This window comes from Actinokineospora baliensis (assembly GCF_016907695.1).
In the GTDB taxonomy this organism is placed as follows: domain Bacteria; phylum Actinomycetota; class Actinomycetes; order Mycobacteriales; family Pseudonocardiaceae; genus Actinokineospora; species Actinokineospora baliensis.
Window position 1 is genome coordinate 7466720 of record NZ_JAFBCK010000001.1, and the last position, 24437, is coordinate 7491156.

General features: G+C 72.4%; 24 protein-coding genes. 10 read left to right on the top strand and 14 right to left on the bottom strand.

What is annotated here, in order from left to right; all coding sequences use genetic code 11:
• The first annotated feature begins 58 nt into the window (after nucleotides 1–58).
• Entirely contained in the window at nucleotides 59–1174 is a 1116-nt protein-coding gene (locus JOD54_RS32820; protein ID WP_204455801.1) for a MerR family transcriptional regulator, read from the top strand.
• Between the two features lie 109 nt (nucleotides 1175–1283).
• Here the strand turns inward: JOD54_RS32820 and JOD54_RS32825 are convergent, their stop codons facing one another.
• From JOD54_RS32825 to JOD54_RS32850, 6 genes are all read right to left on the bottom strand, one after another.
• Nucleotides 1284–2012, bottom strand: coding sequence for a VOC family protein (locus JOD54_RS32825; protein ID WP_204455802.1), 729 nt, complete (start codon nucleotides 2010–2012; stop codon nucleotides 1284–1286).
• A 49-nt stretch (nucleotides 2013–2061) separates the two neighbouring features.
• Nucleotides 2062–2637: an META domain-containing protein gene (locus tag JOD54_RS32830; RefSeq protein WP_204455803.1), complete on the bottom strand. Its 576-nt coding sequence runs from the start codon at nucleotides 2635–2637 to the stop codon at nucleotides 2062–2064.
• Nucleotides 2630–3127, bottom strand: a complete 498-nt coding sequence (locus tag JOD54_RS32835; protein ID WP_204455804.1) for a SigE family RNA polymerase sigma factor — start codon at nucleotides 3125–3127, stop codon at nucleotides 2630–2632. Before JOD54_RS32835 ends, JOD54_RS32830 begins: the two co-directional genes overlap by 8 nt.
• 63 nt (nucleotides 3128–3190) lie before the next feature.
• The gene (locus tag JOD54_RS32840; RefSeq protein WP_204455805.1) at nucleotides 3191–3898 is read right to left on the bottom strand and encodes a VOC family protein; all 708 of its coding nucleotides are present in this window, start codon (nucleotides 3896–3898) and stop codon (nucleotides 3191–3193) included.
• A gap of 142 nt (nucleotides 3899–4040) precedes the next feature.
• The gene (locus JOD54_RS32845) at nucleotides 4041–4805 is read right to left on the bottom strand and encodes a maleylpyruvate isomerase family mycothiol-dependent enzyme (RefSeq protein ID WP_204455806.1); all 765 of its coding nucleotides are present in this window, start codon (nucleotides 4803–4805) and stop codon (nucleotides 4041–4043) included.
• Nucleotides 4802–5212 (bottom strand): SAV_6107 family HEPN domain-containing protein, encoded by a 411-nt coding sequence (locus JOD54_RS32850; RefSeq protein ID WP_204455807.1) that lies wholly within the window; start codon nucleotides 5210–5212, stop codon nucleotides 4802–4804. The genes JOD54_RS32845 and JOD54_RS32850 overlap by 4 nt, the downstream gene beginning before the upstream one ends.
• A 232-nt stretch (nucleotides 5213–5444) precedes the next feature.
• Between JOD54_RS32850 and JOD54_RS32855 the strand changes: the two genes are divergently transcribed.
• On the top strand, nucleotides 5445–5954 hold the full coding sequence (locus JOD54_RS32855; RefSeq protein WP_204455808.1) for a YbaK/EbsC family protein: 510 nt from the start codon (nucleotides 5445–5447) through the stop codon (nucleotides 5952–5954).
• Entirely contained in the window at nucleotides 5951–6529 is a 579-nt protein-coding gene (locus JOD54_RS32860) for a GNAT family N-acetyltransferase (protein WP_204455809.1), read from the top strand. Before JOD54_RS32855 ends, JOD54_RS32860 begins: the two co-directional genes overlap by 4 nt.
• Before the next feature lie 398 nt (nucleotides 6530–6927).
• On the opposite strand, the gene JOD54_RS32865 is transcribed toward JOD54_RS32860, so the two are convergent.
• Entirely contained in the window at nucleotides 6928–8595 is a 1668-nt protein-coding gene (locus tag JOD54_RS32865) for a DUF885 domain-containing protein (protein WP_204455810.1), read from the bottom strand.
• Between the two features lie 63 nt (nucleotides 8596–8658).
• Here JOD54_RS32865 and JOD54_RS32870 point away from each other — a divergent pair, with 63 nt between their 5' ends.
• On the top strand, nucleotides 8659–9360 hold the full coding sequence (locus JOD54_RS32870; protein ID WP_204455811.1) for an LppM family (lipo)protein: 702 nt from the start codon (nucleotides 8659–8661) through the stop codon (nucleotides 9358–9360).
• Here the strand turns inward: JOD54_RS32870 and JOD54_RS32875 are convergent.
• Nucleotides 9357–10238, bottom strand: coding sequence for a methylenetetrahydrofolate reductase (locus JOD54_RS32875; protein WP_204455812.1), 882 nt, complete (start codon nucleotides 10236–10238; stop codon nucleotides 9357–9359). The genes JOD54_RS32870 and JOD54_RS32875 overlap by 4 nt on opposite strands.
• A 156-nt stretch (nucleotides 10239–10394) precedes the next feature.
• On the opposite strand from JOD54_RS32875, the gene JOD54_RS32880 reads away from it, so the two are divergent.
• The 4 genes from JOD54_RS32880 (at nucleotide 10395) to JOD54_RS32895 (ending at nucleotide 16109) form a co-directional block, all read left to right on the top strand.
• A complete protein-coding gene (locus JOD54_RS32880; RefSeq protein WP_204456968.1) occupies nucleotides 10395–11471 on the top strand; it encodes a polyprenyl synthetase family protein in 1077 nt (358 codons plus the stop codon).
• A 2-nt stretch (nucleotides 11472–11473) separates the two neighbouring features.
• Entirely contained in the window at nucleotides 11474–13012 is a 1539-nt protein-coding gene (gene crtI / locus JOD54_RS32885; protein ID WP_204455813.1) for a phytoene desaturase family protein, read from the top strand.
• A gap of 776 nt (nucleotides 13013–13788) precedes the next feature.
• Nucleotides 13789–15216, top strand: a complete 1428-nt coding sequence (locus tag JOD54_RS32890) for a hypothetical protein (protein WP_204455814.1) — start codon at nucleotides 13789–13791, stop codon at nucleotides 15214–15216.
• A complete protein-coding gene (locus tag JOD54_RS32895; RefSeq protein WP_204456971.1) occupies nucleotides 15195–16109 on the top strand; it encodes a phytoene/squalene synthase family protein in 915 nt (304 codons plus the stop codon). Before JOD54_RS32890 ends, JOD54_RS32895 begins: the two co-directional genes overlap by 22 nt.
• Here the strand turns inward: JOD54_RS32895 and JOD54_RS32900 are convergent.
• Nucleotides 16078–16188: an Rv2175c family DNA-binding protein gene (locus tag JOD54_RS32900; RefSeq protein WP_204455815.1), complete on the bottom strand. Its 111-nt coding sequence runs from the start codon at nucleotides 16186–16188 to the stop codon at nucleotides 16078–16080. The two genes, JOD54_RS32895 and JOD54_RS32900, sit on opposite strands and share 32 nt — an antisense overlap.
• A gap of 36 nt (nucleotides 16189–16224) precedes the next feature.
• The gene (locus JOD54_RS32905) at nucleotides 16225–16593 is read right to left on the bottom strand and encodes an Rv2175c family DNA-binding protein (protein WP_204455816.1); all 369 of its coding nucleotides are present in this window, start codon (nucleotides 16591–16593) and stop codon (nucleotides 16225–16227) included.
• Between the two features lie 110 nt (nucleotides 16594–16703).
• Here JOD54_RS32905 and pknB point away from each other — a divergent pair, with 110 nt between their 5' ends.
• Nucleotides 16704–18812 (top strand): Stk1 family PASTA domain-containing Ser/Thr kinase, encoded by a 2109-nt coding sequence (pknB, locus tag JOD54_RS32910; RefSeq protein WP_307860466.1) that lies wholly within the window; start codon nucleotides 16704–16706, stop codon nucleotides 18810–18812.
• A gap of 306 nt (nucleotides 18813–19118) precedes the next feature.
• Here pknB and JOD54_RS32915 read toward each other — a convergent pair whose 3' ends face one another.
• Nucleotides 19119–20507, bottom strand: a complete 1389-nt coding sequence (locus tag JOD54_RS32915) for a class II 3-deoxy-7-phosphoheptulonate synthase (RefSeq protein WP_204455818.1) — start codon at nucleotides 20505–20507, stop codon at nucleotides 19119–19121.
• 125 nt (nucleotides 20508–20632) lie between these two features.
• Here JOD54_RS32915 and JOD54_RS32920 point away from each other — a divergent pair, with 125 nt between their 5' ends.
• Nucleotides 20633–21664: a DUF2891 domain-containing protein gene (locus JOD54_RS32920; protein WP_204455819.1), complete on the top strand. Its 1032-nt coding sequence runs from the start codon at nucleotides 20633–20635 to the stop codon at nucleotides 21662–21664.
• On the opposite strand, the gene JOD54_RS32925 is transcribed toward JOD54_RS32920, so the two are convergent.
• Genes JOD54_RS32925 through JOD54_RS32935 form a run of 3 tightly spaced genes read right to left on the bottom strand, consistent with a single transcriptional unit; the run spans nucleotide 21661 to nucleotide 24323 of the window.
• On the bottom strand, nucleotides 21661–22449 hold the full coding sequence (locus JOD54_RS32925) for a phosphotransferase (protein ID WP_204455820.1): 789 nt from the start codon (nucleotides 22447–22449) through the stop codon (nucleotides 21661–21663). The genes JOD54_RS32920 and JOD54_RS32925 overlap by 4 nt on opposite strands.
• Nucleotides 22450–22463: 14 nt before the next feature.
• Nucleotides 22464–23828 carry an amidase family protein gene (locus tag JOD54_RS32930; protein ID WP_204455821.1) on the bottom strand — a complete coding sequence of 455 codons (1365 nt, stop codon included), beginning with the start codon at nucleotides 23826–23828 and terminating at the stop codon, nucleotides 22464–22466.
• A 27-nt stretch (nucleotides 23829–23855) separates the two neighbouring features.
• Complete coding sequence (locus JOD54_RS32935) at nucleotides 23856–24323, bottom strand: TspO/MBR family protein (RefSeq protein ID WP_204455822.1); 468 nt, start codon at nucleotides 24321–24323, stop codon at nucleotides 23856–23858.
• Nucleotides 24324–24437: the final 114 nt, after the last annotated feature.

Sequence of the window (24437 nt, forward strand, 5' to 3'; positions counted from 1 at the left end):
TTGCGCCGCCTAGCGAACCGTTGACCCTCACGTGGCGTGATGGCGCATAGTCGGTCGCGTGGGGGAACACCTGACCGTGGGCCGCGTGGCCGAGTTGGCGAGCGTGAGTGTGCGGACGCTGCACCACTACGACGAGATCGGACTTGTACGGCCGTCCGCGCGGACGACCGCCGGGTACCGGGCCTACTCGTCGGCGGACGTGGAGCGGCTGCGCGAGGTCCTCGCGTACCGGCGGTTGGGGTTCGGGTTGCGGGAGATCGCCGATCTGGTCGATGACCCCGCCACCGACGCGGTCGCGCACCTGCACCGCCTGCGGGAACTGCTGGTGGAGCAACGCGACCGCGCCGCCGCCATGGTGATGGCAATCGACAGGGAACTGGAGGCGCGGGCGATGGGGATCAGGAACACGCCGGAGGAGCAGCTGAAGATGTTCGGCGCGCAGCTGTACGACGTCATCGGGTCCGCGTACCCGGCGACGCGGACCACCGAGCCGCGGATAGCCGCCCAGATCTGGGACGCGCTCGGCGACGCGCGGACGGTACTGAACGTCGGTGCGGGCACCGGCTCCTACGAGCCGCCGGACCGCGACGTCACGGCGGTGGAACCATCCTCGGTCATGCGGGCGCAGCGCCCCGCGGACGCGGCACCGTGCATAGCCGCTACTGCGGAGAACCTTCCGTTCGAGGACCAGTCTTTCGACGCTGCCATGGCCTTCAGCACCGTGCACCACTGGCAGGACCCGATAGCCGGTCTGCGCGAGATGCGCCGCGTGGCCCGACGCGTGGTGGTGTTCACCCACGACGCCAGCCACACCGGCTGGCTCCAACGGTTCTGGCTCACCCGCGACTACCTGCCCGAGGTCGCCAACCTGGTGATAGGCAGGCCATCGGTGGACCAGTTGGCCCACGCGATCGGCGCTCGCAGGGAACCGGTCCTCATCCCGTGGGACTGCGCCGACGGCTTCTTCGAGGCCCACTGGCGCCGCCCCGAGGCCTACCTCGACGAACACGTCCGCCGCGCGGTCTCCGTGTGGACCAGGGTCGGCCCCGAGGCCGAACACCGCGCGGTGAGCCGACTCCGCGCCGACCTCGCCGCGAACCGGTGGTCCGAGCGCAACCCCGACCTCACCGCCCTCGACGCCGCCGAGCTCGGCCTCCGCCTGCTCATCACCTGACGCGGAATCCACCAACGAACCCGACGGACGTTCCCGCCTGACGGTTCCGTCGTCGAGACACCGGCGCTCGGCAAAGCCGTTCCCGTCGAGCGGCGTTACCCGAAATGCGTCAGCGGGAAGTCAAGACGCAGAACTCGTTGTCCTCGGGGTCGGTGAGGACGACCCAGGGGGACTCGCCTTGGCCGACGTTGGCGGGTTTGGCGCCCAGGCTGCGTAAGCGGGCGACTTCCTGGTGCTGGTCCTCGCCGGGGTGGGCGGCTACGTCCAGGTGGACTCGGTTCTTGGTGATCTTGGGGTCTTCGGTGCGGAGGAACTCGAGCCAGGGGCCGTGGTGGTCGATGGCGTGCAGGGAGGCGAAGGCCGGTTCGTCGCGGACTATGCGCAGGGATGTTGCGGCGGCCCAGAAGGTGGCTTGGGCGGCGGGGTCGATGGCGTCGACGACTATGGCGGCTATGGCGCCGGTGTCGGCGTATTCGGGGCGGGGTTCCAGGACGCAGAACTCGTTGCCTTCGGGGTCGGCCAGGACCACCCAGGGGACTGCGCCCTGGCCGAGTTCGACCGGGACCGCGCCCAGGCCCAGTGCGCGGCGGACGGTGGCGTCCTGGTCGGTCGGGGAGAGACTGGACAGGTCCAGGTGGATCCGGTTCTTGGTGCGCTTGGGATCGCGCACCGGCACGAACACCAGGTCCATCCACCACCCGTCCTCCGGTGGCGCGCTGACGTCGACCTCGCCGGTGTCGGCCTGTTCCGCCCGCCAGCCGAGCAGGTCGGCCCAGAAGCGGGCTAAGGCGGGCGGGTCCGCGGCGTCCACCACGACGTTCACCAAGCGGGTCGGCATGCCTGGACGCTAGTGCAGATGACCGTTTCCCGCCGAAATCCGCCCGCGCCTAACTGCCGGTGCGCCGGTAGGTGCCCAACTCTTGGCCCGCGGCGTCGTAGAAGGTCAGCTGGTCGCCGCGGAGGGTGAACGTGGTGGCTTTGGTCAGCACGGCCTGGTTGGGGACGTTGTCGCAGGCGATGTAGGTCGTGCCGCCTTCGGGTGTGGCTGTGAACGAGGGGCCGCCGGTCGTGTAGCGGCCTTGGGAGTCGTTGCAGCCGTCGGAGGCCGTCCAGCGGCCGTCGGGGCCGAAGTGGATCAGGGGCGGTTTCGGGCGGAGCGCCTGGGAGTCGCCGACCACGAACAGCGGCTCCCAGGTGCCGGTCACCCCGGCCGCGGGCATCGGCGCACCGCCCGCGGCCGTGCTGGACGTGGTGCCTGCGGTGTCCCGCAAGGCGATCACCCCGCCGACCAGGGCGACGGCGACCACGACGGCGGCGGTGGTAAGCCGGGCGGTCCGGCGCCTGCGCAACCGCCGGTGGACCGCGAGGAGCAGGTCCTCGCCCCCCACCCCGTCGGCCCGCTCGGCGAAAGTCGCGCGCAACCGCTGCTCGGTCTCGTCCACCGCGCCCTCCCCGCTACTCATCGGCGGACTCCTTCGTCCCCCACGCCGCCCGCAGGCTGCTCAACGCGCGCGACGCCTGCGAGCGCACGGTGCTCTCCGCGCACCCGAGCAGCTCGGCGATCGTCCGGTCGTCGCGGTCCTCGTAGAAGCGCAGCACCAGCACCGCCCGCTGCCGGGGCGGCAAAGCGGCCAACGCGCCCCAGGTCTGCTCCCGCGCGGCTACCCCGTCCGCGTGGTCGGCGGCGCGGGCCGACTCGAACCACGCGTCGCCGGGGTGCAGCGGGACCTCCGTACTCGAGCGCCTTCGCCGCCAGTCCAGGTGGGCGTTGACCACGATCCGGCGCAGGTAGGCGTCCGGGTGGTCAGCCGCGACGACCCGGCGCCAGCGGCTGTGCGCCTTGAGCAGGGCGGTCTGCACCAGGTCCTCGGCGAGGTGCCGGTCGCCGGTGAGCAGGTACGCGAACCGCAGCAGCGCCTGGCCGCGGTCTCGCACGTACTCGTCGAACCCCATCCCCACCCCTTCGGCCGCTGCTCCCCAGACGAGGTGGGCGGTCGGTTCCGCTGCACGCCCGGCTCAGGTCGGCACGCGCGCGGGCACCACCCGGAACTCGTTGCCCTCCGGGTCGTGGAAGACGCCGTCGTGGTGGGAGGCGCCCTGGGTGATCAGGGTGCTGGTGTCGGCCTCGTCGTCGGTGGCGGCGAGGGTGAGCCGGATCCGGTGGGGACCGCGGCGCGGGTCGGGCACCCGCAGGAACTCGATCCAGGGCCCGGACCGCTCGCTGGCCCGCAGCGCCGCCGAGTTCTCCTCGGTGTGCAGCAGCGGCCACCCGGTCGCCGCGGACCAGAACGTCGCCAGCCGGGTCGGGTCCTCGGCGTCGACGACGAGCGCGGCCAGCGGTCCGGTGTGGTGGTAGAGGTCCCCCGGTTCCAGGATGCAGAACTCGTTGCCCGCCGGGTCGCGGAACACCGTCCACGGCACCCCCGGCCCCTGCCCGACGTTCACCTCGACCGCCCCGACGTCGGCGGCCAGGGAGGTCAGCACCTGGTACTCGTGCGGGCTCTCGGTGGCCAGGTCCAGGTGGATCCGGTTCTTCACCGCCTTGTCCCACCGCTGCGGCACGAACACCAGGTCCAGCCCGCATCCGCCCAGGTCGGGAGCCACGAGGCGGTGGCAACCACCGCGGCCGGGGGTGGCGGTGCCGCCGAGCATGATGTACCAGAACTGGGCAGCGGCCGCCGGGTCGGTCGCATCGATCACGAGGCTCGCCAGGCGGGTGGGCATGACCGACACCGTAGTCCTCCCGCCGCGCCCGCAGCGGCGCGCGCTTTTCCCACCACCCACTCAGGTCCTTTGTGGACGAACTGGTGGAACCCGCCACCGCGCCGCGGGCAGGGGTTCGCGACGCGGCGGCGGGGGCTGGTGGCTAGCGGGTGGCCAGGCGCAGCAGGGCCCAGAGCTGGGTCAGGGCGTCGAGGTCGCCTTCCCGCTCCACCTCGGAGCTGAAGACGGCACTGCGGCCCCACAGCCAGAGGTAGAGCTCCTGGGGCGGCCCGGTCACCGTGGCGGCCGCGGATTCAGCGGACAGCAGGGGTGCCGGGGCGGCGGTTGTCCTGTCCGTGGTCACCTCGGCCAGCCAGGCGTGGCCCGCGGTGCGCACCGCCACCGTCGTCGCGCGGGTGCCCGACACGCCCAGCACGGCGAGGCGGTGGGTGAACCAGAGGGTGAGGACCTCGTCCACCCCGTCCACCGCGACGTCCTCGGGCACCGGGGTGATCGGCTCACCGGCGGCGCCCTGCACGTCCACCCGGTGCACCGTCGCCTCGTGGGCCATGCGGCGGCGCCAGAAGCCGTAGGTCTGGTCTTCGGGGTGCCAGGTGGGGCACGGGGCGTCCGGCGGGTGCGATTCCAGCTCGCCGAGCAGGGCGCGCAGGCCGTCGCGCAGGTAGTGCTCCGCGGACTGGCCGTCGTGCGGTTGGCGCTGCCAGCGGGTGGGGCGGTCGCCGGTGCGAATCCAGGTGAGCACCATCCGGTAGACGCTGCCGAGGTGGCGGGTGGTTTCCCCGGCGGTCAGGCCGGGGCAGCCGGGGACGGGGCGGTCCGGGTCGGTGCCCGTGGCGGCCGCGGCGAGCAGGGTGGTCTCGTCCTCCAGGACGTCGAGCAGCCGGTCGGCATCGATCAGCGCGGTCACCGCCGGGTGCCGTGCACGGCGCGGTGGACCAGGCCGATGAACTCGGCCGCCTGCCGGTGCAGGTCCTCGGCGGCGCGGGGGCCGACCCGGCTGGTGATGCCCGCCTGCACCGCGGCGCGGGTGGCCGAGCAGGAGGCGAAGTGCGCCGCCCACTCGCGCATCTCCGGGGCCACCGCGGCCAGCAGCGTCCACACGCTGGTGGGCTTGGCGCGGCCCCGGTGCGGGCGCCCGCGCGCGGCCAGCAGCGCCGCGGCGGCGCGCAGCGCGCACAGGTACGACTCGGTGAACAGGTGCGCGGGTGTCGCCCGCTCCGACACCGCGGCGAACCCGCGCTCGGCCTGCCCGAGCAGGGCCACCGCGGCGGCCGGTGGTGCCTGGGTGACGGGGAAGTCCAGTGTGCTGGTCATCAGGGCCTCCTTCCCGATCGAGACGTCACGCACGACAGCGACGAACCCGCCGAGGGGAAGCCGGCGGTGCCCGGCGGTGAGGCGCTTCCCCCGCCCCACCGCCGGACCGTGTTCGAACCTATGTTCGAACACGACCAGCGTAACCCGTGGTCGGACGGGGTTCAAGCAGACCGGGGTGTGACCCTGACGGGTGGTTGGGCGCGGCCGGGGGGGCCGGTGGTGTGATGGAGCGGTGAGCACAATCGAGCACCGCGGGGTCACCGCCGTCGCGGCCGCACTGCGCGCGGCGGGACTCCCCGAGGCCGCCGCCGGGATCCGGTTCCTCGACGACGACGTCCGCACCGCCGCGGCCGCCGCGGCGGCGTTGGGCGCACCCGTGGGCGCCATCGCCAACAGTCTCGTCTTCATCGCGGACGGGGAGCCGCTGCTGGTGCTGACCTCGGGTGATCACCGCGCCGACACCGCCAAGCTCGCCGCGCTGGCGGGTGTCACCGAGGTGGGCAAGGCCAACCCGGCGTTCGTCCGCGAACACACCGGCCAGGCCATCGGCGGCGTCGCCCCGATCGGGCACCCCGCGCCCCTGCGCACCCTGGTCGACAGCCACCTCGAGCGCTACCCCACGGTCTGGGCCGCGGCGGGCCACCCGAAGTCGCTGTTCCCCACCACCTACGCCGATCTGGTGACCCTCACCGGGGGCACAGCTGCGCGGGTGGGCGTCGAGGAGGATGATCCGTCCTCGTGACCGCCGCTCCAGAACCCAGCGTCGCCCGCTTCGCCGAGCTGACCGGCGACGAGCTGCGGAGCCGCCTGCGCGAGGCGCTGACCCTGTACGTGACCGCCATGAACTACCCCAAGGGCACCGCGGAACAACGAGCCCCGATGTGGCTGGCGCACATGCTGCGGATCGGCTGGCGCTGCGTGGCCGCCTTCGACACCGACGACCGGATGGCGGGCATCGCCTACGGCTACCAGGGCGCCCCCGGCCAGTGGTGGCACGAACAGGTCAAACGCGGCGTCACCGAACGGCACGGCATCGAGGTCGCCGAGAGCTGGATGAGCGACTACTTCGAACTCACCGAACTGCACGTCCGCCCCGACACCCAGGGCCAGGGCATCGGCGGCGAGCTAGTCCGCCGCCTGGTAGCGGGCACCCCCAACGCCCACGTGCTGCTCTCCACCCCCGAAGGCCCCTCCCGAGCCTGGAACCTCTACCGAAAACTCTCCTTCACCGACGTCCTCCGCAACTACCAATTCGCAGGCGACCCCCGCCCCTTTGGCGTCCTGGGCCGCCCCCTCCCCCTCACCGACCAGAACTAGACCAACACCAAACAAGAAACTGGGCCAGCCCACCAAACCCGGCCACTGGACACTCGGAACCCGAGGTGCCAACTGCTCGATGGGGCGGACTTGTTTTGTGTGGGGGTGGCGGCAGTCGTAGCCTTGCCTCGCTGCAGGGCCATGCTTTTCGGCCCCGGCTTTTGCGGTCCTGCCACGGCTGGTGCAGGGGCCCCGCGCAAACAAGTTCGCCTCATCGAGCACACCGCACCACCCACGGATCCAGCGCAATGCCGAAGGCGAGCCGAACCCGCCCCATCAAGCACACCGCACCACCACGGGTCCAGGTCGCAATGCCGAAGGCGAGCCGACCCACCGAGCACACCGCACCACCACGGGTCCAGGTCGCGAGGTCCCCGTCAGGCGACGAGCCGACCGCCCTAGAACGCCGCCAACCGCTCCCTCAACGTGTCCAGCCCCATCGCGCCCATCTCCAGCGCGTCCTGGTGGAACGCCTTCAAATCAAACGCATCCCCCCGCCGAGCCCGCACCTCATCCCGCGCCTGCAACCACAGCCGCTCCCCCAACTTGTACGTGGGCGCCTGCCCCGGCCACCCCAAATACCTATCGATCTCGTCGTGCACATGAGTCGCGTCCGTGATCGTGCGCGTGAGCATGAACTCCAGCCCCAGCTCCGGCGTCCACCGCTCCCCCGCGTGGAATCCGTGCCCCGCCGGGATTTCCAGCTTCAGGTGCATGCCGATGTCGACGATCACGCGTGCGGCGCGGAAGATGTGCGCGTCGAGCATGCCCAGCAGGTCGCCGTCGTCGGAGAGGTAGCCGAACTCGCGCATGAGGCGTTCGGCGTAAAGCGCCCAGCCCTCGCCGTAGGCGGGGACCCAGGCGAGTAGGCGCTGGAACTTGTTGAGGCTGGCCGCTTGGTAGACCGCTGTGGCGATCTGCAGGTGGTGGCCGGGGACGCCCTCGTGGTAGACGGTGGTGACCTCGCGCCAGGTGGAGAAGTCCTCGCGGTCGGCGGGCACCGACCACCACATGCGGCCGGGTCGGGTCCAGTCGTCGGTGGGGCCGGTGTAGTAGGCGCCGACGCTGCCGCCGGGTGGGGCGATGCGGCATTCCAGGCGCATCAGCGGGTCCGGGATCTCGAAGTGCACGCCGCGCAGGTCGGACAGCGCCTGGTCGGAGAGCCGCTGCATCCACTCCTCGAACGCCTTCTGCCCGCGCACCTGGTAGCGCGGGTCGGCGTCGAGCACGGCGGCGGCCTCAGCGATGGTCGCCCCGGGGGAGATCCGGTTGGCGACCTCCTTCATCTCCGCCTCGAGCCGGGTGAACTCGGCCCAGCCCCACTCGTATGCCTCGTGCAGGTCCAGCCGGGCGCCGGTGAACTCGCGCGACCACAGCCGGTACCGGTCCTCGCCGACGGCGTCCTCGGTGGGCGCCTTGCCTGCCAGTTCACCGGTGAGGAACTCGGCGAGCCCGGCGTAGGCGCCGGAGGCGGCAGCGGCGGCGGTGTCGAGGTCCGAGCGCAGCCCGCCCTCGACGTCGGCACCGGCGACCATGTCGGTGAAGAAGGAGGCGGCCCAGGTGCGGCACTGGTCGGCGACCTTGGTGACCTGGCGCAGCGCGGCGACGTCGCCCTTGGCCGCGGCGGCGCGCAGCGATTCCCGGTAGCCCGCGAGCGCGGCGGGGACCTGCCCGAGCCGGGCGGCGATCGCGGCCCAGTCGTCGGCGGTGTCGTTGGGCATCAGGTCGAACACCTGGCGCACGTCCTGCGCGGGCGAGGCGATCACGTTCAGCTCGGCCAGCCGCTCACCGGCCTCGAACAGCTCGACCTGCAGCCCGACCCGCTCGGTGAAGACGGCCTTCGCGTTGGCCTCGCCCGCGTCGGTGGGCTCGACCCGGCCGATGGCGGCCAATCCGGCCCTGGCCAGGTTGCCGCGCTCGCTGACCCCGTCCGGGGACAGGTCGGGCAGGTCGCGCTCACCACCGGCGACGCCGAGCAGCGTCGCCATGATCGGGTCGGCGGCGGCGATGTCGTCGACGTAGCGGTCGCAGATCTGGTGCACGCCGTCGTGCGGGGAGGACGCCATGGTGGCCCACGTTACCCAACAGTCGGCGGCGGGCGCGGTGGACGGGTACGGCAGGATGGCCGGGTGCACCAGGCCACACAACAGCCCCGATCCGGTTTGCGCAGGTGGGCGGCGCTGCTCGCGCTCACCCTGCTGGCGCTGCTGACCCTTTCGGGGTGCGTGCGGGTGCAGGCCGCGTTCGCGGTGTCCGAGGACGACCTGGTCTCCGGCCAGCTCGTGGTCGCGTCGGTGGCGATCAAGCAGGGCGACACCGGGCCCGCGCTGACGATCCCGCCGGAGCTCAAGGGCAAGGTCCGCGCGCAGAGCTACACCGCCGACGGGTACGTGGGGCAGACGGTGTCGTTCCAGGGCCTGTCCTTCGCCGAGATCACCGTGCTCAGCGACGCCATCACCGCGGGCAAGCAGTACCGGCTCAGCTTCCGCCGCTCGGGTGACCTGGTGACGATGGGCGGGTCGGTCGACCTGACCGAGCTGCCCGCCGACCGGGCGGACGTGCAGGTGAAGGTGACCTTCCCCGGCACGGTCACCAGGACCAACGGCATCAACGACAACGGCACGGTCACCTGGAAGCCCAAGCCGGGCGCGGTGACCGAGTTCGACGCGGCGGTCCAGTACACCGACAAGTCCGGTGTCTCGTGGACCAAGTGGGTCATGATCGTCGGGGCTTCGGCGATCGGGGTCGCGCTGCTCGTGCTGGCCTTGGCGTACTTCACCCACCGCCGCTCGGTGCGCGCCGCGGGGCCGCCCACCGTGCGCCGGTATTAGGTCCGCGCGGGCACGAGCCCCAGTCGGTTGACGACCTCCTTGGTCGCCTTGGACCGGTTGAACGTGTAGAAGTGCAGGCCCGACACGCCCTCGGCCAGCAGCCGCTCGCTGACCTCGGTGGCCAGGTCGATGCCGGCGGCGCGGAACGACTTCGGGTCGGTGTGCGGCTCCAGCAGCGCGGCGATGCGCGGCGGCAGCGGCGCGCCGGAGAGCTCGATGGTCTTGGCCAGGGTCTTGCGGGTGGTGATCGGCATGATCCCGGGCAGCAGGTCGGCGTCGCAGCCGCGGGCGGCGACCCGGTCGCGCAGCCGCAGGAAGTCCTCTGGCTCGAAGAACAGCTGGGCGATGGCGAAGTCGGCGCCCGCCCGGAACTTGCGGATCAGGTTGTCGGTGTCGGAGTCCACGTCGGCCGAGCGCGGGTGGCCGTAGGGGAACGCGGCGACGCCGACGCAGAAGTCGCCGAGCTCGCGGACCAGCCGGACCAGCTCGTCGGCGTAGTGCAGGCCCTGCGGGTGCGCGACCCACTCGCCGTTGGGGTCGCCGGGCGGGTCGCCGCGCAGGGCCAGGATGTTGCGGATGCCCAGGGCGGCGTACCAGCCGATGACGTTGCGCAGTTCGGCGATGGAGTGGTCGACCGCGGTCAGGTGGGCCATCGACACCAGGGTGGTCTCCCTGGCGACCCGCCCGGTCGTGCGGATGGTGCGGTCGCGGCTGGAGCCGCCCGCGCCGTAGGTGACGGACACGAACGCCGGGTCGAGGCCCTCGAGCTCGCGGATGGCGTTCCACAGCCGCTGCTCGTCCGCCGCGTCGCGCGGCGGCATGAACTCCACGGAGAACACGGGCCTGCCCACCCGGATGCGCTGCACCACGGTCGTCATGCGGCCAAGCCTAGCGAAGTCCCGGCTCGTGGAACCGCGTTCCTAAGGTCTGGACAACCGGGTGCTCGGTCACAGTGGCCCACCCCCGGCTACCCGCCGCGGCGCGGCGCGGCGGACGATAGGCGGGTGCGGCGGACCCAGGTGATCGACAATTCCATGGACGGGGCGCTGGCGGTACACGTCGAGCGGGCCCTGTCGGATTATCTCGCGGGCAGGCACGCCGGGATGGCCGAGATGGCGCCGTCGTTCGGTTCGGCGGTGGAGTCGCTTGCGGCGTTCGTGCTCGGCGGCGGCAAGCGGATCCGGCCGACGTTCGCCTGGTGGGGCTGGCGCGGGGCCGGTGGCGCGGGCTCGGGCGCCGACGCGGAGGCGGTGCTGCGCGCGGTGAGCGCGTTGGAGCTGATCCAGGCGTGCGCGCTGGTGCACGACGACCTGATGGACGACTCCGCGGTGCGCCGGGGCAAGCCGACGGTGCACGTGGAGTTCGCCGCCCGGCACCGGGAGCGGGGCTGGTTGGGCACCTCGGAGCGCTTCGGCGCCGCGGCCGCGATCCTGCTCGGCGACCTGGCACTGGCCTGGGCCGACGACATGTACGTCAGCGCCGCGCTGGCCCCCGAGCGGCGGGCGGCGGCGCTGGTGCCGTGGCAGGCGATGCGCGCGGAGATGCTGGCCGGGCAGTACCTGGACGTGCTGACCCAGGCCAAGGGCGACGAGTCGGCCGAGGCGGCGCTGAGCGTGGCGCGGATGAAGACCGCCGCCTACACGGTGGAGCGGCCGCTGCACATGGGCGCGGCGCTGGCCGGGGCCGACGAGCGGGTGACCGGGGCGCTGCGGGCCTTCGGCGCCGACATCGGCGTGGCGTTCCAACTGCGCGACGACCTGCTCGGCATGTACGGGGACACGGACGTGACCGGCAAGCCCGCGGGCGACGACCTGCGCGAGGGCAAGCGGACGCTCCTGGTGTCGGTGGGCCTGCGCCGGGCGGACGCGGCGGGCAGGCAGGCGGACGCGGCGGTGCTGCGGTCGGCGCTCGGTGACGAGAACCTCGATTCAGCGACCGTCGAACGGGTCCGCGAGCTGTTGGTCGACCTGGGCGCGGTGGCCGAGGTGGAGGGTCGGATCGGCGAGCTGACCGAGTCGGCGATGCTGGCGCTGGGCGGCGTCGAGCTGGCCGAGCCCGCGGGAGAGGTGTTGGCCGGGTTGGCCGTCAGCGCGACCAAGCGGGCCAGCTAGCGGTGGGCGGGCTCCGGGTGCTGCCCGGTCGCACCGACCACGTCGTGGTCGTCGGCGCGGGCTTGTCCGGCCTGGCCGCGGCGCTGCACCTGGCGGGCGCGGGCCGCGAGGTGACCGTGCTGGAGTCCGCCGCGGTCCCCGGCGGCCGGGTGCGCCGGGAGTCCATGGGCGGCTACGCGGTCGACACCGGCGCGACGGTGCTCACGATGCCCGAGCTCGTCGAGGAGGCCTTGGCCGCGGTCGGCGCTTCGCTCGACCTGGACCTCGTGCCGCTGGACCCGGCGTACCGGGCGCACTTCGCCGACGGGTCCACCGTCCACGTGCACACCGACGCCGCGGCGATGGCCGACGAGGTGCGCCGGGTGGCAGGCCCCCGGGAAGCGGCGGGCTACCTGCGGCTGCGGGCGTGGCTGACCGAGCTGTACCGGGTGCAGCGGGACCGGTTCATCGGCGCCAACATGGACTCCCCGTTCGACCTGGTCGGCCCGGAACTCGCGCGGCTTGCGGCCCTGGGCGGCTTCGGCAGGCTCGGCCCGGCCGTGGCCAGGCACCTGTCCGACGAACGGCTGCGCAGGCTCTTCACCTTCCAGTCCCTCTACGCGGGGGTCGCGCCGAACCGGGCGTTGGCCGCGTACGCGGTGATCGCCTACATGGACACCGTGGCCGGGGTGTACTTCCCGCGCGGTGGGCGTGCGCACGGCGGTGGCGTCGGTGCCGTGGCCGAGGCGATGGCGGACGCGGCGGGGCGGGCCGGGGTGCGGTTCCGGTACTCGACGAGCGCGGCGTGGCTGGAGCGGGTCGGCACCCGGGTGCGGGCTGTGCGCACCACCGGCGGCGAGCGGATCGCGTGCGACGCCGTCGTGGTGACCGCGGACCTGCCCGCCGCATACGGCCTGCTCGGCCTGAGCCCGCGGCGCGCCCTGCGGGTGCGCTACTCCCCGTCAGCGGTCGTCCTACACACGGGCGTCACCCGCTCGTGGGACTTGTTAGCGCACCACACGATCTCCTTCGGCGCGGCCTGGGAACGCACCTTCGACGAGGTCACCCGGCGCGGCGCGCTGATGGGCGACCCGTCACTGCTGATCACCCGCCCGACCGCGACCGACCCGACCATGGCCCCCGAGGGACGGCAGCAGGTGTCGGTGCTGGCCCCGGTGCCGAACCTGCGCACCGGCCCGATCGACTGGCCGAGGATCGGCCCGATCTACCGCGACGAACTGCTGCGGGTACTCGAGCAGCGCGGCCTGACCGGCTTCACCGACTCGATCGAGGTCCAACGCCTGATCACCCCCTCCGACTGGGCGGCGGCGGGCCTGGCCGAGGGCACCCCGTTCTCCGTCGCGCACACCGTCACCCAGACCGGCCCGTTCCGCCCGAGAAACCTGGTCCCCGGCGTGGACAACGTCGTGCTCGCGGGCTGCGGCACAACGCCGGGCGTGGGCATACCCCCGGTGTTGATCTCGGGTCGGCTGGCCGCGCTACGGGTGACCGGCAGCCCCAGGGCGAGCACAGCCCGGCGGCGGTCCGCTAGCGGCATGTAAGGCGCTTTCGTTTCCTAGGCAACCGGCAGTTCAGGGGCGGGCGCGGCCGGGCGGCGGCGATCCGTGAGCGGTCTGCAAGGCCATTCTTGATTCCAGGTCCCCCACGGCCGCGACAATTTGCTCGGTCAGGTGTGGCCCTACACCGGCGTCGATATCCCGCCGGTGCCGATCTCCGGCAGGTTCGCCGCGCGCTACGGGTGACCGGTGCTTCCGCAGCGGGCACGGCCCAGCGTGGGCATCCCGCCGGGTTGATCTCGGGCAAGCTCGCCGCGCTACGGGTCACCGGACGTTACCGGGGGCAGGCACGGCCGGGGTATGGCACCACGCCCGGCGCGGGTATCCCGCCGCGCGGCCGGTGACCGGCAGTTCAGGGGCGGGCGCGGCCGGGCGGCGTCGGTCCGTGAGCGGCCCGTGAGGCACTTCTGATTCCGGTCATCCAAGGCTGCGACAACACGCGCGGCCAGGCGCGGGCACCCCGCCGGTACTGATCTCCGGCAGGCTCGCTGCGAGTGACCGGCCGGGCGGCGAAGATCCGTCAGCGACCTATGAGGCACTTCTGGTTCCTGGCCGCCCAAGGCCACGACAATCCGCGCGGCCAGGTGCGGCACCACACCGGCGTCGATATCCCGCTGCGCGGCCGGTGACCGGCAGTTCAGGGGCGGGCGCGGCCGGGCGGCGTCGGTCCGTGAGCGGCCCGTGAGGCTATCTTTGGTTCCTGGTCACCCAGGGCCGCGATAATCCGCGCGGTGGGCGGGTGGCGGACGGGGAGCGGCGAGATGCGCTGGGCTGGTTGGCGGAGGACGGCACGCGGGCGGGTGGTGCCGCTGGCGGCCCTGGGGCTTGGCGTGCTGCTGGCCGCGGCGGCGTGCAGCGACGGGGTGGCCGGGACGCCGGTGGCCACGGAGATCGGGCCGCCGACCGGTGCCGCCTCGGCCGTGCAGTCGCTCGACGACCTCGGCGAGGCCGGGCTGTTGCGCTTCCAGGGCACGCTGACCTCGGCCCACAGCGACCCGGTCCAGTTCGACCTCAAGGCGACCAGCGGCGGCGAGATCAGCGGCGCGCTCACCGTCAACGGCAAGGCCGCGTCGGTGCTGGTGATCGAGCGCGGCACCTACCTCAAGGCGGCGGCGGACTTCTGGTCGACGCTGTCGGGGGTGGGCAACGCCGAGAGCAAGGGCACCGCGGTGGCCGACCGCTGGGTGAAGGTGCCGGGCGGGTTGATCGGCATGGAGTTGGCCGACGTGTTCACCCCGGAGTCGATGAGCCAGTTCCTGGTGGTCGACACGGACAAGGCCGACGAGGCCGAGCAGCCGCTGACCACTCGACGGCCCACCGACCTCGGCGGCACCAAGGCGTTCCGGGTGCCGCTGGTCAACGGCGCGGTGTACCTGGCGGAGGCGGCGCCGCACGGCGTGCTGAAGGTGGAGCTCGACTCCGCCGGGCAGTCCGCGGCCACGACGGTGAAGAAGCTGGCCGCGACGGTCACCGACGCCACCGCGGACGTGGCGAAGTTCTACCAGGACGTGGCCACCGAGGCCGGGGCGCTGACCGCGCCGGTCGACGTGCTCAACACGGTGCAGGAGAGCGGCCACACCTTCGAGGGCTGCGGCGCGGCGAGTTGCTCGATCGTCGTGAGTTTCACCAACAGCACCAAGGCGGCGGTCCGGGTGTCGGTGCGCGGCAACTGGCAGGGCGACAGCGCGCCGCTGGGCGCGTGCGAGGTGCTGGCCGGTCCGGTGGCGCCGGGCCAGGCGGGCAGCGCCACCTGCACGCTGTCGAGCCAGGAGTGGGTGCAGTTCTTCGCCCGCGCGAACTCGGTGCCGGGCAACCACCCGTACAGCGTGGAGTGGTCGACGGTCGTGCTGGCCGACGCGCCGGACCTGACCAAGGTGACCGCGCTGTCGAAGTCCGCGCCCGCCGACGCCAAGGCCCGGTTGACCGAAGGCTCGCACTACGTGTTCTCGATCGGGTACGCGGGCAAGAAGGTCTGGAAGTACGGGGTGACCGGCAAGCACTGGTCCGACCGCGCCGACCGGCAGCTCGCGGTGTGCATGGGCATGACCGGGTCGGTGTGCCGGGTGGACCTGGTGACCGCGACCAGCGACGCGGGCTCGGCGTACGGGCTGCTCAAGCAGCTGGTCGAGGCGTACCGCAGCGCCGACGGGGCGTGCCCGGCCGGGCAATGGGCGGGGTGCGCGCGCTGAACCCGTTGGACGCGGCGTACGCGGGCAGCAAGCGGATCAACGCCCAGTACGGCCGCACGTACTTCCTGGCGACCCGCCTGTTGCCGCCCGAGCGCCGTCCCGCCGTGCACGCGTTGTACGGGTTCGCGCGGGTGGCGGACGAGGTCGTGGACAACCCAGGACCTGACCCAGCCGGTGATCTGCTCGCGTTGGAAGGTGCTCTTAAGAGCGCATTCGACGGCGGCCCCACCGAGAACCCCGTCTTACTGGCTCTTGCCGACACGGTCCACCGGTACAGCATCGACAGGGACCTGTTCAGCATGTTCCTGCAGTCGATGCGCATGGACCTCACCGTGACCGACTACGCCGACATGGACGAGCTGGCGCGGTACACCCACGGCTCGGCGGGCGTGATCGGCCTGATGCTGCTCCCCGTCCTGGGGACGGTCTCGCCAGAGGCCGCCCCACACGCAGCGGCACTCGGCGAAGCCTTCCAACTAACCAACTTCCTCCGCGACGTAGGCGAAGACCTAGACCGCGGCCGCGTCTACCTCCCAGCTGACCACCTGGCCGCCTTCGGAGTGGACCGCGATCGACTCACGTTCGCCCGCGCGCACGGCCCCGACCGCGCCGTGCGGCAGGCAGTGGCGCACTTCGCGGCGGTGGCGCGGGCGCGCTACCGGGAAGCGGAACCGGGGATCGGCCTATTGGACCCCGTGTCGCGCCCCTGCGTGGCGACAGCCGCACGGCTGTACCGGGCAATCCTCGACGAGATCGCCGAGGCCGGGTACGACGTGGTGACCCGGCGGGCAGTGGTGCCCACCGGGCGCAGGGCGGCACTGGCAGCCCCAGGCATCGCCCGATGCGTACTGGCCCGGGTGGCTAGAACGCGAGGGCCTGCGCCCGGCGCTTGACCTCTCGGTTCCGGTCTCCGCTCAAGGCGTCGATCGGGCGACCGGGGAGGGGCTCGTCGGCGGCGATGAGCCAGCGCATCACCTCGTCCGAGCTCCGGAGTCGGTGACCCGGCCGCTAGAACGCGAGGGCCTGTGCGCGGCGCTTGACCTCTCGACCCCGGTCGCCGCGCAACGCGTCGATCGGGCGGCCGGGGAGGGTTTCGTCGGCGGTGAAGAGCCAGCGCATCACCTCGTCCGGGCTGAAGCCGGAGTCGTTGAGCACGGTGATGGTGCCGGGCAGGCCCTTGACCACGTCGCCGGTGTCGGTGAGGAACTCGGCGGGGACCATGAGGACGCCCTTGCGCCGGATGGCGAGGAGTTGGTGGTCACGCAGCGCCTGGTGCACGCGGGTGATCGGCTGGTCGAGTCGTTCGGCGACGTCGGGCAGCGGCAGCACCGGGACGTCGGGGTCGAGGACGTCGGCGGCCACGGGGATTGAGCTCACAGCCCACAACGATGCCACACGATCGCCGGGTGGGCAGTCGACCACCCGGCCGCGCGCTCATCACCGGGGGCCGCCACGCGCGGGGCCGTGGCTCCGTACGATCCACCCTTGTGGAGGACAAGGAGTCGGCTCTGGTCGGGGCTCTGCTGGAGCAGCGCTACCGGGTGGACGCACCGCTGGCGCGGGGCGGGATGTCGGCGGTCTACCGCGGGGTGGACACCCGGCTGGACCGGCCGGTGGCCATCAAGGTGATGGACTCCCGCTTCGCCGACGACAAGACCTTCGTCGAGCGCTTCGAGCGGGAGGCGCGCTCCGCAGCCCGCATCCACCACCCGAACGTGGTGGCGGTGCACGACCAGGGCCTCGACGGCGACCACGTGTACCTGGTGATGGAGCTGGTCAGCGGCGGCACCCTGCGCGACCTGCTTGCCGAGCGGACCACGCTGCCGGTGCCGCTGGCCGTGGCGATCATGGAGCCGGTGCTCTCGGCGCTGGCGGCCGCGCACCGGGCCGGGCTGATCCACCGCGACGTGAAGCCGGAGAACGTGCTGATCGGCACCGGCGGGATCGTCAAGGTCGCCGACTTCGGCCTGGTCAGGGCCATCTCCAGCGTGGGGACCACCAAGAGCAGCGTCATCCTCGGCACGGTCGCCTACCTGTCGCCGGAGCAGGTGACGACCGGGGCGGCCACCGCCCGCGGCGACGTGTACTCGGCCGGGATCGTGCTCTACGAGGCCCTCACCGGCTCCCCGCCCTACCACGGCGACAACGCCCTGTCGGTCGCGTACCGCCACGTCAACGACGACGTGCCGCCGCCGAGCGCCACCGTGCCGGGGATCCCGCCGATGCTCGACGAGCTGGTCGTGCGCGCCACCCGCCGCGACCCGGCCGCCCGACCCGCCGACGGCGCCGCGTTCCTGGCGGAGCTGCAGCAGGTGCGGGCCGCGCTGTCGCTGCCGCGGATGCGCGTGCCGATCCCCCAGGCCGCCCCGGTCGACGAGACGATCGCGGTGTCGGGAGCGGTGTCGAGGGCCGTGTCGGGTCCGACGCACGCGGCGGTCGAGGAGGTCAACGCGCTGGACCCGGAGGAGACGGTCAAGGTCCCGTTGGCCGCGATCACCTCCGCCGAGGCCACCGTCAAGACCCAGCAGCCGCAGGTCCAGGCGCAGCCGACGGTCATGCGCCCGGTTCCGGGGTTCTCCGCCGCGGGCCCGCAGGGCACCCGCGCCATGCTCCGCTCCGACCTCGACCGGGTGATCGACTCCGCCGCCGCCCAAGCGGGCCCGCCGTCGACCCCGTTCCCCGCGCCCGCGGCGCCCCCGCCGCCCGCGCCCAACCCGAAGCGCAGGCTGGTCCTGCTCAGCGTCGTCGGCGTCCTGGTGATCGGTCTGCTGGCCACCGCCATCTGGTGGTTCAGCGCGGGCCGCTACACCGAGGTCCCCACCCTGGCGGGCAAGGATTCCGAGACCGCGCAGCAGCTCATCCGCTCCGCCGACCTCAACCCCAACGTCACCACCGTCCGCGACAACGACGTCGAGGCGGGCGTGGTGATCAGCTCGGACCCGAAGGCGGGCGCCGAGGCCCTGCGCGGCGACCAGGTGAACCTCGTGATCTCCGCGGGCAAACCGGTCGTCCCCGACGTCCGCCCCGGCGCCTCCAGGGACGAGGCCGAACGGGCCATCGGCGCCGAGGAACTCCAGGCGGCGGTGGACGACTCCCGCAACGTCCACGACGAACAGGTCCCCGCAGGCCGCGTGGTGAAGCTGGATCCCCCGTCGGGCACGCGGATGCAGCTCAACGAGCGGGTCGTGATCGTGCTCAGCAAGGGCCCGGCCCCCAAGGAGGTCCCGGACGTGCGGGGCAAGACCAGGGACGAGGCCTTCCAGGCGTTGACCCAGGCCGGTTTCGAGCCGGTGGACGGCCCCCAGGAGTTCTCGGCGGACGTCGAGAGCGGCCGCGTGGTGCGCACGGACCCGGGCGCGGGCGCGAAGATCGAGGCCTCCGCCGCCAAGCGCGTGTCCGTTGTGGTCTCCTCGGCCGTGACGGTCCCCGACCTCTCCCAGCGACCGGTGGCCGAGGCGCAGGCAATGCTGCAGCAACTGGGCCTGACCCTGGAACTGCAGCCCTTCTCCAACCCCAACGGCCGCGTGTTCAGCCAGGGACCCCCTGCGGGCACCAAGGTCCGCAAGGGCGACAAGGTCACGGTCTTCGCCTGGTAGGCCGCAGGAAGCGCAAGCCGCGAACCTGTTGGGGGATACCGCCATCGGGCCGGAGCGGGTGACACACGCGGCGAGCTCCGCGGTGCACCGGCAGAGGCACTGCGCTGGCGACCGCTACGTGCTCGAGGAGCTGCGCGCCACCGGCCGCCCGCTCGCCGACCTGGCAGGCCGAGGCGCGGTCGGCAACACCGCGGGCACCATCGCCGCAGCGCCCAACGGTTCGGCACCGTCTTCGCCTGGTAGGCCTCAAGAAACCGATGGCGGTGCCTCCCCCCGGGGAGACACCGCCATCGGCCGTACCGCGGGTCAGGAGCGGAGCATCTCCGCGACCAGGAACGCCAACTCCAGCGACTGCTGCGTGTTCAGCCGCGGGTCGCAGGCCGTTTCGTAGCGGCCTGCCAGGTCGGCGTCCGAGATCTCCTGGGCGCCGCCCAGGCACTCGGTGACGTCTTCGCCGGTGAGTTCGACGTGGATGCCGCCGGGGTGGGTGCCGAGGCGGCGGTGGACCTCGAAGAAGCCCTGGACCTCGTCGACGATGCGGTCGAAGTGGCGGGTCTTGTAGCCGGTGGACGATTCGTGGGTGTTGCCGTGCATCGGGTCGCACTGCCAGATGACGCGGTGGCCGGAGGCCTCGACCTTCTCCACGATGGCCGGGAGGACCTCGCGGACCTTGCCGTTGCCCATGCGGCTGATCAGGGTCAGCCGTCCCGGTTCGTTGCGCGGGTCGAGGCGGTGGACGTACTCGACGGCCATCTCGGGGGTGGTCGTCGGGCCGATCTTGAGGCCGATGGGGTTGGACAGCAGTTCGGCGAAGGCGATGTGGGCACCGTCGAGTTGGCGGGTGCGCTCGCCGATCCACAGGAAGTGCGCGGAGAGGTCGTAGAGCTTGGCCTCGGGGCCCGCGTTGTCCATCCGCAGCAGGGCCCGCTCGTAGTCCAGCAGCAGCGCCTCGTGGCTGGCGTACACCTCGACGCTGTGCAGCGACGAGTCCTCGACGCCGCAGGCCTGCATGAAGCGCAGGCCCCGGTCGATCTCGGTGGCCAGCGCCTCGTAGCGCTCCCCGGCTGGCGAGGTGCGGACGAAGTCGCGGTTCCAGTCGTGGACCTTGGTGAGGTCGGCCATGCCCGCGCCGGTCAACGCGCGCAACAGGTTCATCGCGGCGCCCGCGTTGGCGTAGGCGCGCACCATCCGGGACGGGTCGGCGACCCTGGCCTCCGGCGTGGCGACCAGCGAGTTGACGATGTCGCCCCGGTAGACCGGGAGGCCGAGGGCGTCGGTCTTGTTGGAGCGCGGCTTGGCGTACTGCCCGGCGATCCGGCCGACCTTGACCACCGGCAGGCTGGCCCCGTAGGTGAGCACGACGGCCATCTGCAGCAGGGTGCGGATGTTGCCGCGGATGTGCGGTTCGGTGTTGTCGGCGAAGGTCTCGGCGCAGTCGCCGCCCTGCAGCAGGAAGGCCCTGCCGTGGGCGACCTCGGCCAGCCGCTTGTGCAGCCGGTCGATCTCGGCGGGCACGGTGATCGGCGGGACGCTCTCCAGCAGGGTGCGCACCTGGCGCACCTGCTCGCCGTCGGGCCACTCCGGTTGCTGGGCGGCGGGCAGGGACAGGGCGGCGTCGAGTCGGGTGCGCAGAGCGGGCGGCAGCGGTGGCAGTTCCGGGAGGGTGTCCACCGGCACGTCGACGGTCCAGTTCACCGCACCAGACTACGAGTTCGGGCAACCGCGTTGGGCGGCGGGAGGAATATTTCACCGCGTCTTCCACCTGGCGGAAAAACGTAACAGGGGTGGGCATGGCCAATTGCGCGCGGCACGATGCGCCGGTGACCCCACCGCAACCCCACTCGACCCCAGCGCTGGACCCCGAAACGGCGAGTCGGTTGGTCGACACCGCGTTGGCCAACATCGGCCGCGACTACCCAGTGCACTGGGTACACGTGATCGACTCCCCCGCCGACCTGGTGCCGCAGCGCGCACTGCACCCGATCTTCGCCGGGTCGCTCGACTGGCACTCCTGCGTGCACCAGACCTGGCTCGCCGTCCGCCTCCTGCGGTCGTTCCCGCAGGTCAGCGCGGCTACGACGACCACTCTCGACGCGTTGATCACCGGGGAGTCCGCGACCGTCGAGGCCGAGTTCTTCGGCACGCCGAACGGGTCGTTCTGGGAGCGGCCCTACGGCTGGGCGTGGCTGTTGCTGTTGGACGCCGAGTGCAGAGCCTGGCCGGGCGGCGCGCGCTGGGCCGAGGCGCTGCTGCCGCTGGTCACGGCGGTGCGGACGCGGTGGTTGGACTGGTTGGGCCTGTCGAGGTGGCCGATCCGGGTCGGCACCCACACCAACACCGCGTTCGCCCTGTCGCTGGCGCTCGACGCCGCCCGCGCGACCGGCGACACCGGCCTCGAGACCGCCTGCACGGCCGCCACCAGGCGGTTCTACCTCGCTGACCGCGACTACGGCGGGTTCGAGCCGAGCGCGGCCGATTTCCTGTCCCCCGCGCTGACCGAGGCCGATCTGGTGCGCCGGGTGCTGCCGCCGGAGGAGTTCGCGGGCTGGCTCGACGCGTTCCTCCCGGACCTGGCCGGGCCCCGCTGGACCGACCTGCGCCACCCCGTCCCGGTGGACGACCCGACCGACCCGCACGGCTCCCACCTGGCCGGACTCGCCCTGTCGCGGGCGTGGGCCTGGCGCGGCGTCGCCGAGTCGCTGCCCCGCGGCCACCGCTACGTCGAGCTCGCGGCCGACGCGGCCGGACTCCACCGGGAGGCCGGGTGGCGGTACGTGTTCGGGTTCGGTTACGCCGCCGAGCACTGGCTCGGTGCTTTCGCGGCCTACCTCGACATCGGCGCTGTGGCTTAAAGCTCGTCGAGATAGTCGTTCAGGTGCGCTATTGACTGCCCCTGTCTCAGGTGGCCAATAGCGATCAACGGCGACATAGACCGGCACCACCGTTCAAGGCGCTCGGGTGAGAGGGAGGTCACCGAAATGAGGTCCGCTAATCGCACGGAAACGTCCGATTCCCCGAGGAGGTAATCGACCGCGTCGAACTCCGGTTCGCCGAGGGTCCCGTACGGGTCGATCACCACGACCCCGCGCGGACCCGCGTCGAGCAGGTTGTCCCGGTGCAGGTCGCCGTGCAGCAGCACCGGGGCCGCCTGGGTGGCGACCAGCTCGTCGGCCAGGACCCTGGCGCGGCGCAGGTGTTCGGCGGTGACCGGGCCGAGCGGGGTGAACCTCGGGAAGAAGTTGGCCACCCCGGCACCCAGGTCGGTGCGGGCGTGCCGTGCCGGGTCGGGCACGGCGTGCAGGTCGCGCAGCAGCGCGGCGAACCGGTCGGGGTCGGGCCAGCGGGGCTCGCCGTCGACCAGTTCCATCAGGACGGCGCCCGCGCCTGCCTCGACGATCTCCGGCGACCGGGACCCGTAGAGCCGCATGAGCCGCACCTGCTCGTCGAGGACAGCCGGGTCCGGCGACACCTTGAGCACCAGTGGTGTCCCGGCCCGGCTCACCCGCAGCGTCACCGCGGAGTTGCCGTCGGCGAACGGCTCGCCCAGGGCCAAGCCCCAGGTCGAGGCCAGCCCGTCGAGCAAGCGCGGCAACTCTGCCAGCCATGGCCGCACGGACTCGCCATAGCGGCGGATCATCCGCTGCTCCACGGTCACAGCGCGGGCCTGCGGGTCGCCCAGGGGCGGACTCCCTCGAACTGCGCGGACAACGACAGCAGCAGCCGCTCGGCCCCCGGTTGCCCGATGAGCTGCACGCCGACCGGCAGTCCTCGGTTGTCGTGGCCGACCGGGAGCGCCGCGACCGGGTAGCCGAGCACATTCCAGGTGGGGAAGTACGGGATGCGCGCGGTGACCCCGAGCCAGGTCGAGATCAGGTTCGCGCTCCGGAAGAGCCCGACCTCCGGCGGGTTGCGGGTCCAGGCGGGCTGCAGGACCACGTCGTGGCGGGAGGTGAAGCCCGCCATCCGCGCGTGCAGGTCGGCCTCGGCGTCGCGCGCCCAGCGCAGGACCCGGTCCGGGACGCGGCTCCCGATCGCGGCGATGTGCCGGGTACGTGCTTCTAGCCACTGCGGGTGCGGCAACCGGGCAACGTCTTCGGCGACCCCGCGCAGGTATCGGATGACGAACTGCGGCGTCGGCCGGACACCCAGCGGCGGATCTGCCTCTATGACCCGGTGGCCAAGAGAGCGCAGCGTCGCAGCGGCATCCAGGACGGCCTTACGCCACGCAGGGGCCAGCTTGGGCACGCCGAGCGGGGTCCGCCAAGAGAGAGCGACACGGGTAGGCTCGGGGACAGAGTCGACCGCGGACCGGAAACCCCGGGTGTCAGCCAGCGCGTCGAGCATGAGACCGACGTCCGCGACCCGCCTTCCCAGCGGGCCGATGGTGGAAAGCCCCTGCCAACCCTCGGGTTTCGGGGCCGTGGAGATAAGACCCCGCGTGGTCTTAAGAGCGAATACCCCGCATGCGGTCGCGGGGATGCGGATCGACCCGCCACCGTCGGAGCCGGTCGCGGCACCAACGATGCCCGCAGCGATCGCGGCGGCGGACCCACCAGAAGAACCGCCCGGGGTGTACGCCGGATGCCACGGGTTGCGGGTGGCGCCGCCGGTCTTGGACTCGGTGAACGGCCACAAGCACCGCTCCGGGGTGCGGGTGTGCCCCACGATCACCGCCCCGGCCGCGCGCAGGTTCGCCACGGCCGCACTGTCCTGTTCGGCCACCGGGAACTGCGGACGCCCACCCTGCGCGGTGAAGTCACCCACCACGTCCAGGTCGTCCTTGACCGCGACGGGCACACCGAGCAGCGGCAGCCGCTCCCCGGCTTCAAGGCGGGTCTGCGCCGCCGCCGCGGCCTCCCTGGCGCAGTCGGCGTAGACCGTGCGGAAGATGTTGAGCGTCCCGGCCAGGTGGTCCGCCCGCCGCAACACCAGCTCCAGCAACTCGGGCGCGGTGACCCAGCCGTCGCGCAACGCCCGCGCCTGGGCGTCGGCACCGGCCCAGAGCAGTTCGTCCATGAACGCACCCTAGCCGCAGATCGCGCCTCAGTTCAGTGCCGCGACACCCGCGTTGAGCAGCGACGCGAACAGGATCCAGGCCAGGTACGGCACCAGCAGCCACGCCGCCACCCGGTGCGTCCGGCGAAACCGCACGATGGTGGCGACCACGGCGACGTCGAGCAGCAGGATCACCGCGAACGCGGGCCACAGCCAGCGCAGCGCGAAGAAGGCGGGCGTCCAGGCCAGGTTCAGCGCCAGCTGCACCCCCCAGATGCCCAGGGCCGACCGGTCGCCGCGCCGCCAGACAAGCCACGCGGCGACCGCGATCAGCCCGTAGAGCACCGTCCACACCGGACCGAACAGCCAGTTCGGCGGGGTGAACCAGGGTTTGTCGGCACTGGCGTACCAGCCGCGGACGTTGTCCAGCGTGGCCAGCGACCCCAGCGCGGCGACCCCGTAGCTGAGCACGCCGAAGCCGAGGAGCGCGAGCCAGTCCTTCGAACGGGTGACCATGGACCTAGTCCACCGCAGCAGGCACGACCCCACAACTCGAAACTCAGCCTGCTGAACAATCGGCCTAGCCGAAGAAGACCTCGGCTGCGCCCACTGAAGACCTCCCGCTGCGGG

Bases quoted from the DNA above. Each gene is read 5' to 3' on its own strand.
- JOD54_RS32825 (WP_204455802.1), bottom strand. From the start codon at position 2,012: ATGCCGACCCGCTTGGTGAACGTCGTGGTGGACGCCGCGGACCCGCCC.
- JOD54_RS32830 (WP_204455803.1), bottom strand. From the start codon at position 2,637: ATGAGTAGCGGGGAGGGCGCGGTGGACGAGACCGAGCAGCGGTTGCGC.
- JOD54_RS32835 (WP_204455804.1), bottom strand. From the start codon at position 3,127: ATGGGGTTCGACGAGTACGTGCGAGACCGCGGCCAGGCGCTGCTGCGG.
- JOD54_RS32840 (WP_204455805.1), bottom strand. From the start codon at position 3,898: ATGCCCACCCGCCTGGCGAGCCTCGTGATCGATGCGACCGACCCGGCG.
- JOD54_RS32850 (WP_204455807.1), bottom strand. From the start codon at position 5,212: ATGACCAGCACACTGGACTTCCCCGTCACCCAGGCACCACCGGCCGCC.
- JOD54_RS32865 (WP_204455810.1), bottom strand. From the start codon at position 8,595: ATGGCGTCCTCCCCGCACGACGGCGTGCACCAGATCTGCGACCGCTAC.
- JOD54_RS32875 (WP_204455812.1), bottom strand. From the start codon at position 10,238: ATGACGACCGTGGTGCAGCGCATCCGGGTGGGCAGGCCCGTGTTCTCC.
- JOD54_RS32880 (WP_204456968.1), top strand. From the start codon at position 10,395: ATGGACGGGGCGCTGGCGGTACACGTCGAGCGGGCCCTGTCGGATTAT.
- JOD54_RS32890 (WP_204455814.1), top strand. From the start codon at position 13,789: ATGCGCTGGGCTGGTTGGCGGAGGACGGCACGCGGGCGGGTGGTGCCG.
- JOD54_RS32895 (WP_204456971.1), top strand. From the start codon at position 15,195: ATGGGCGGGGTGCGCGCGCTGAACCCGTTGGACGCGGCGTACGCGGGC.
- JOD54_RS32900 (WP_204455815.1), bottom strand. From the start codon at position 16,188: ATGCGCTGGCTCATCGCCGCCGACGAGCCCCTCCCCGGTCGCCCGATC.
- JOD54_RS32925 (WP_204455820.1), bottom strand. From the start codon at position 22,449: ATGATCCGCCGCTATGGCGAGTCCGTGCGGCCATGGCTGGCAGAGTTG.
- JOD54_RS32930 (WP_204455821.1), bottom strand. From the start codon at position 23,828: ATGGACGAACTGCTCTGGGCCGGTGCCGACGCCCAGGCGCGGGCGTTG.
- JOD54_RS32935 (WP_204455822.1), bottom strand. From the start codon at position 24,323: ATGGTCACCCGTTCGAAGGACTGGCTCGCGCTCCTCGGCTTCGGCGTG.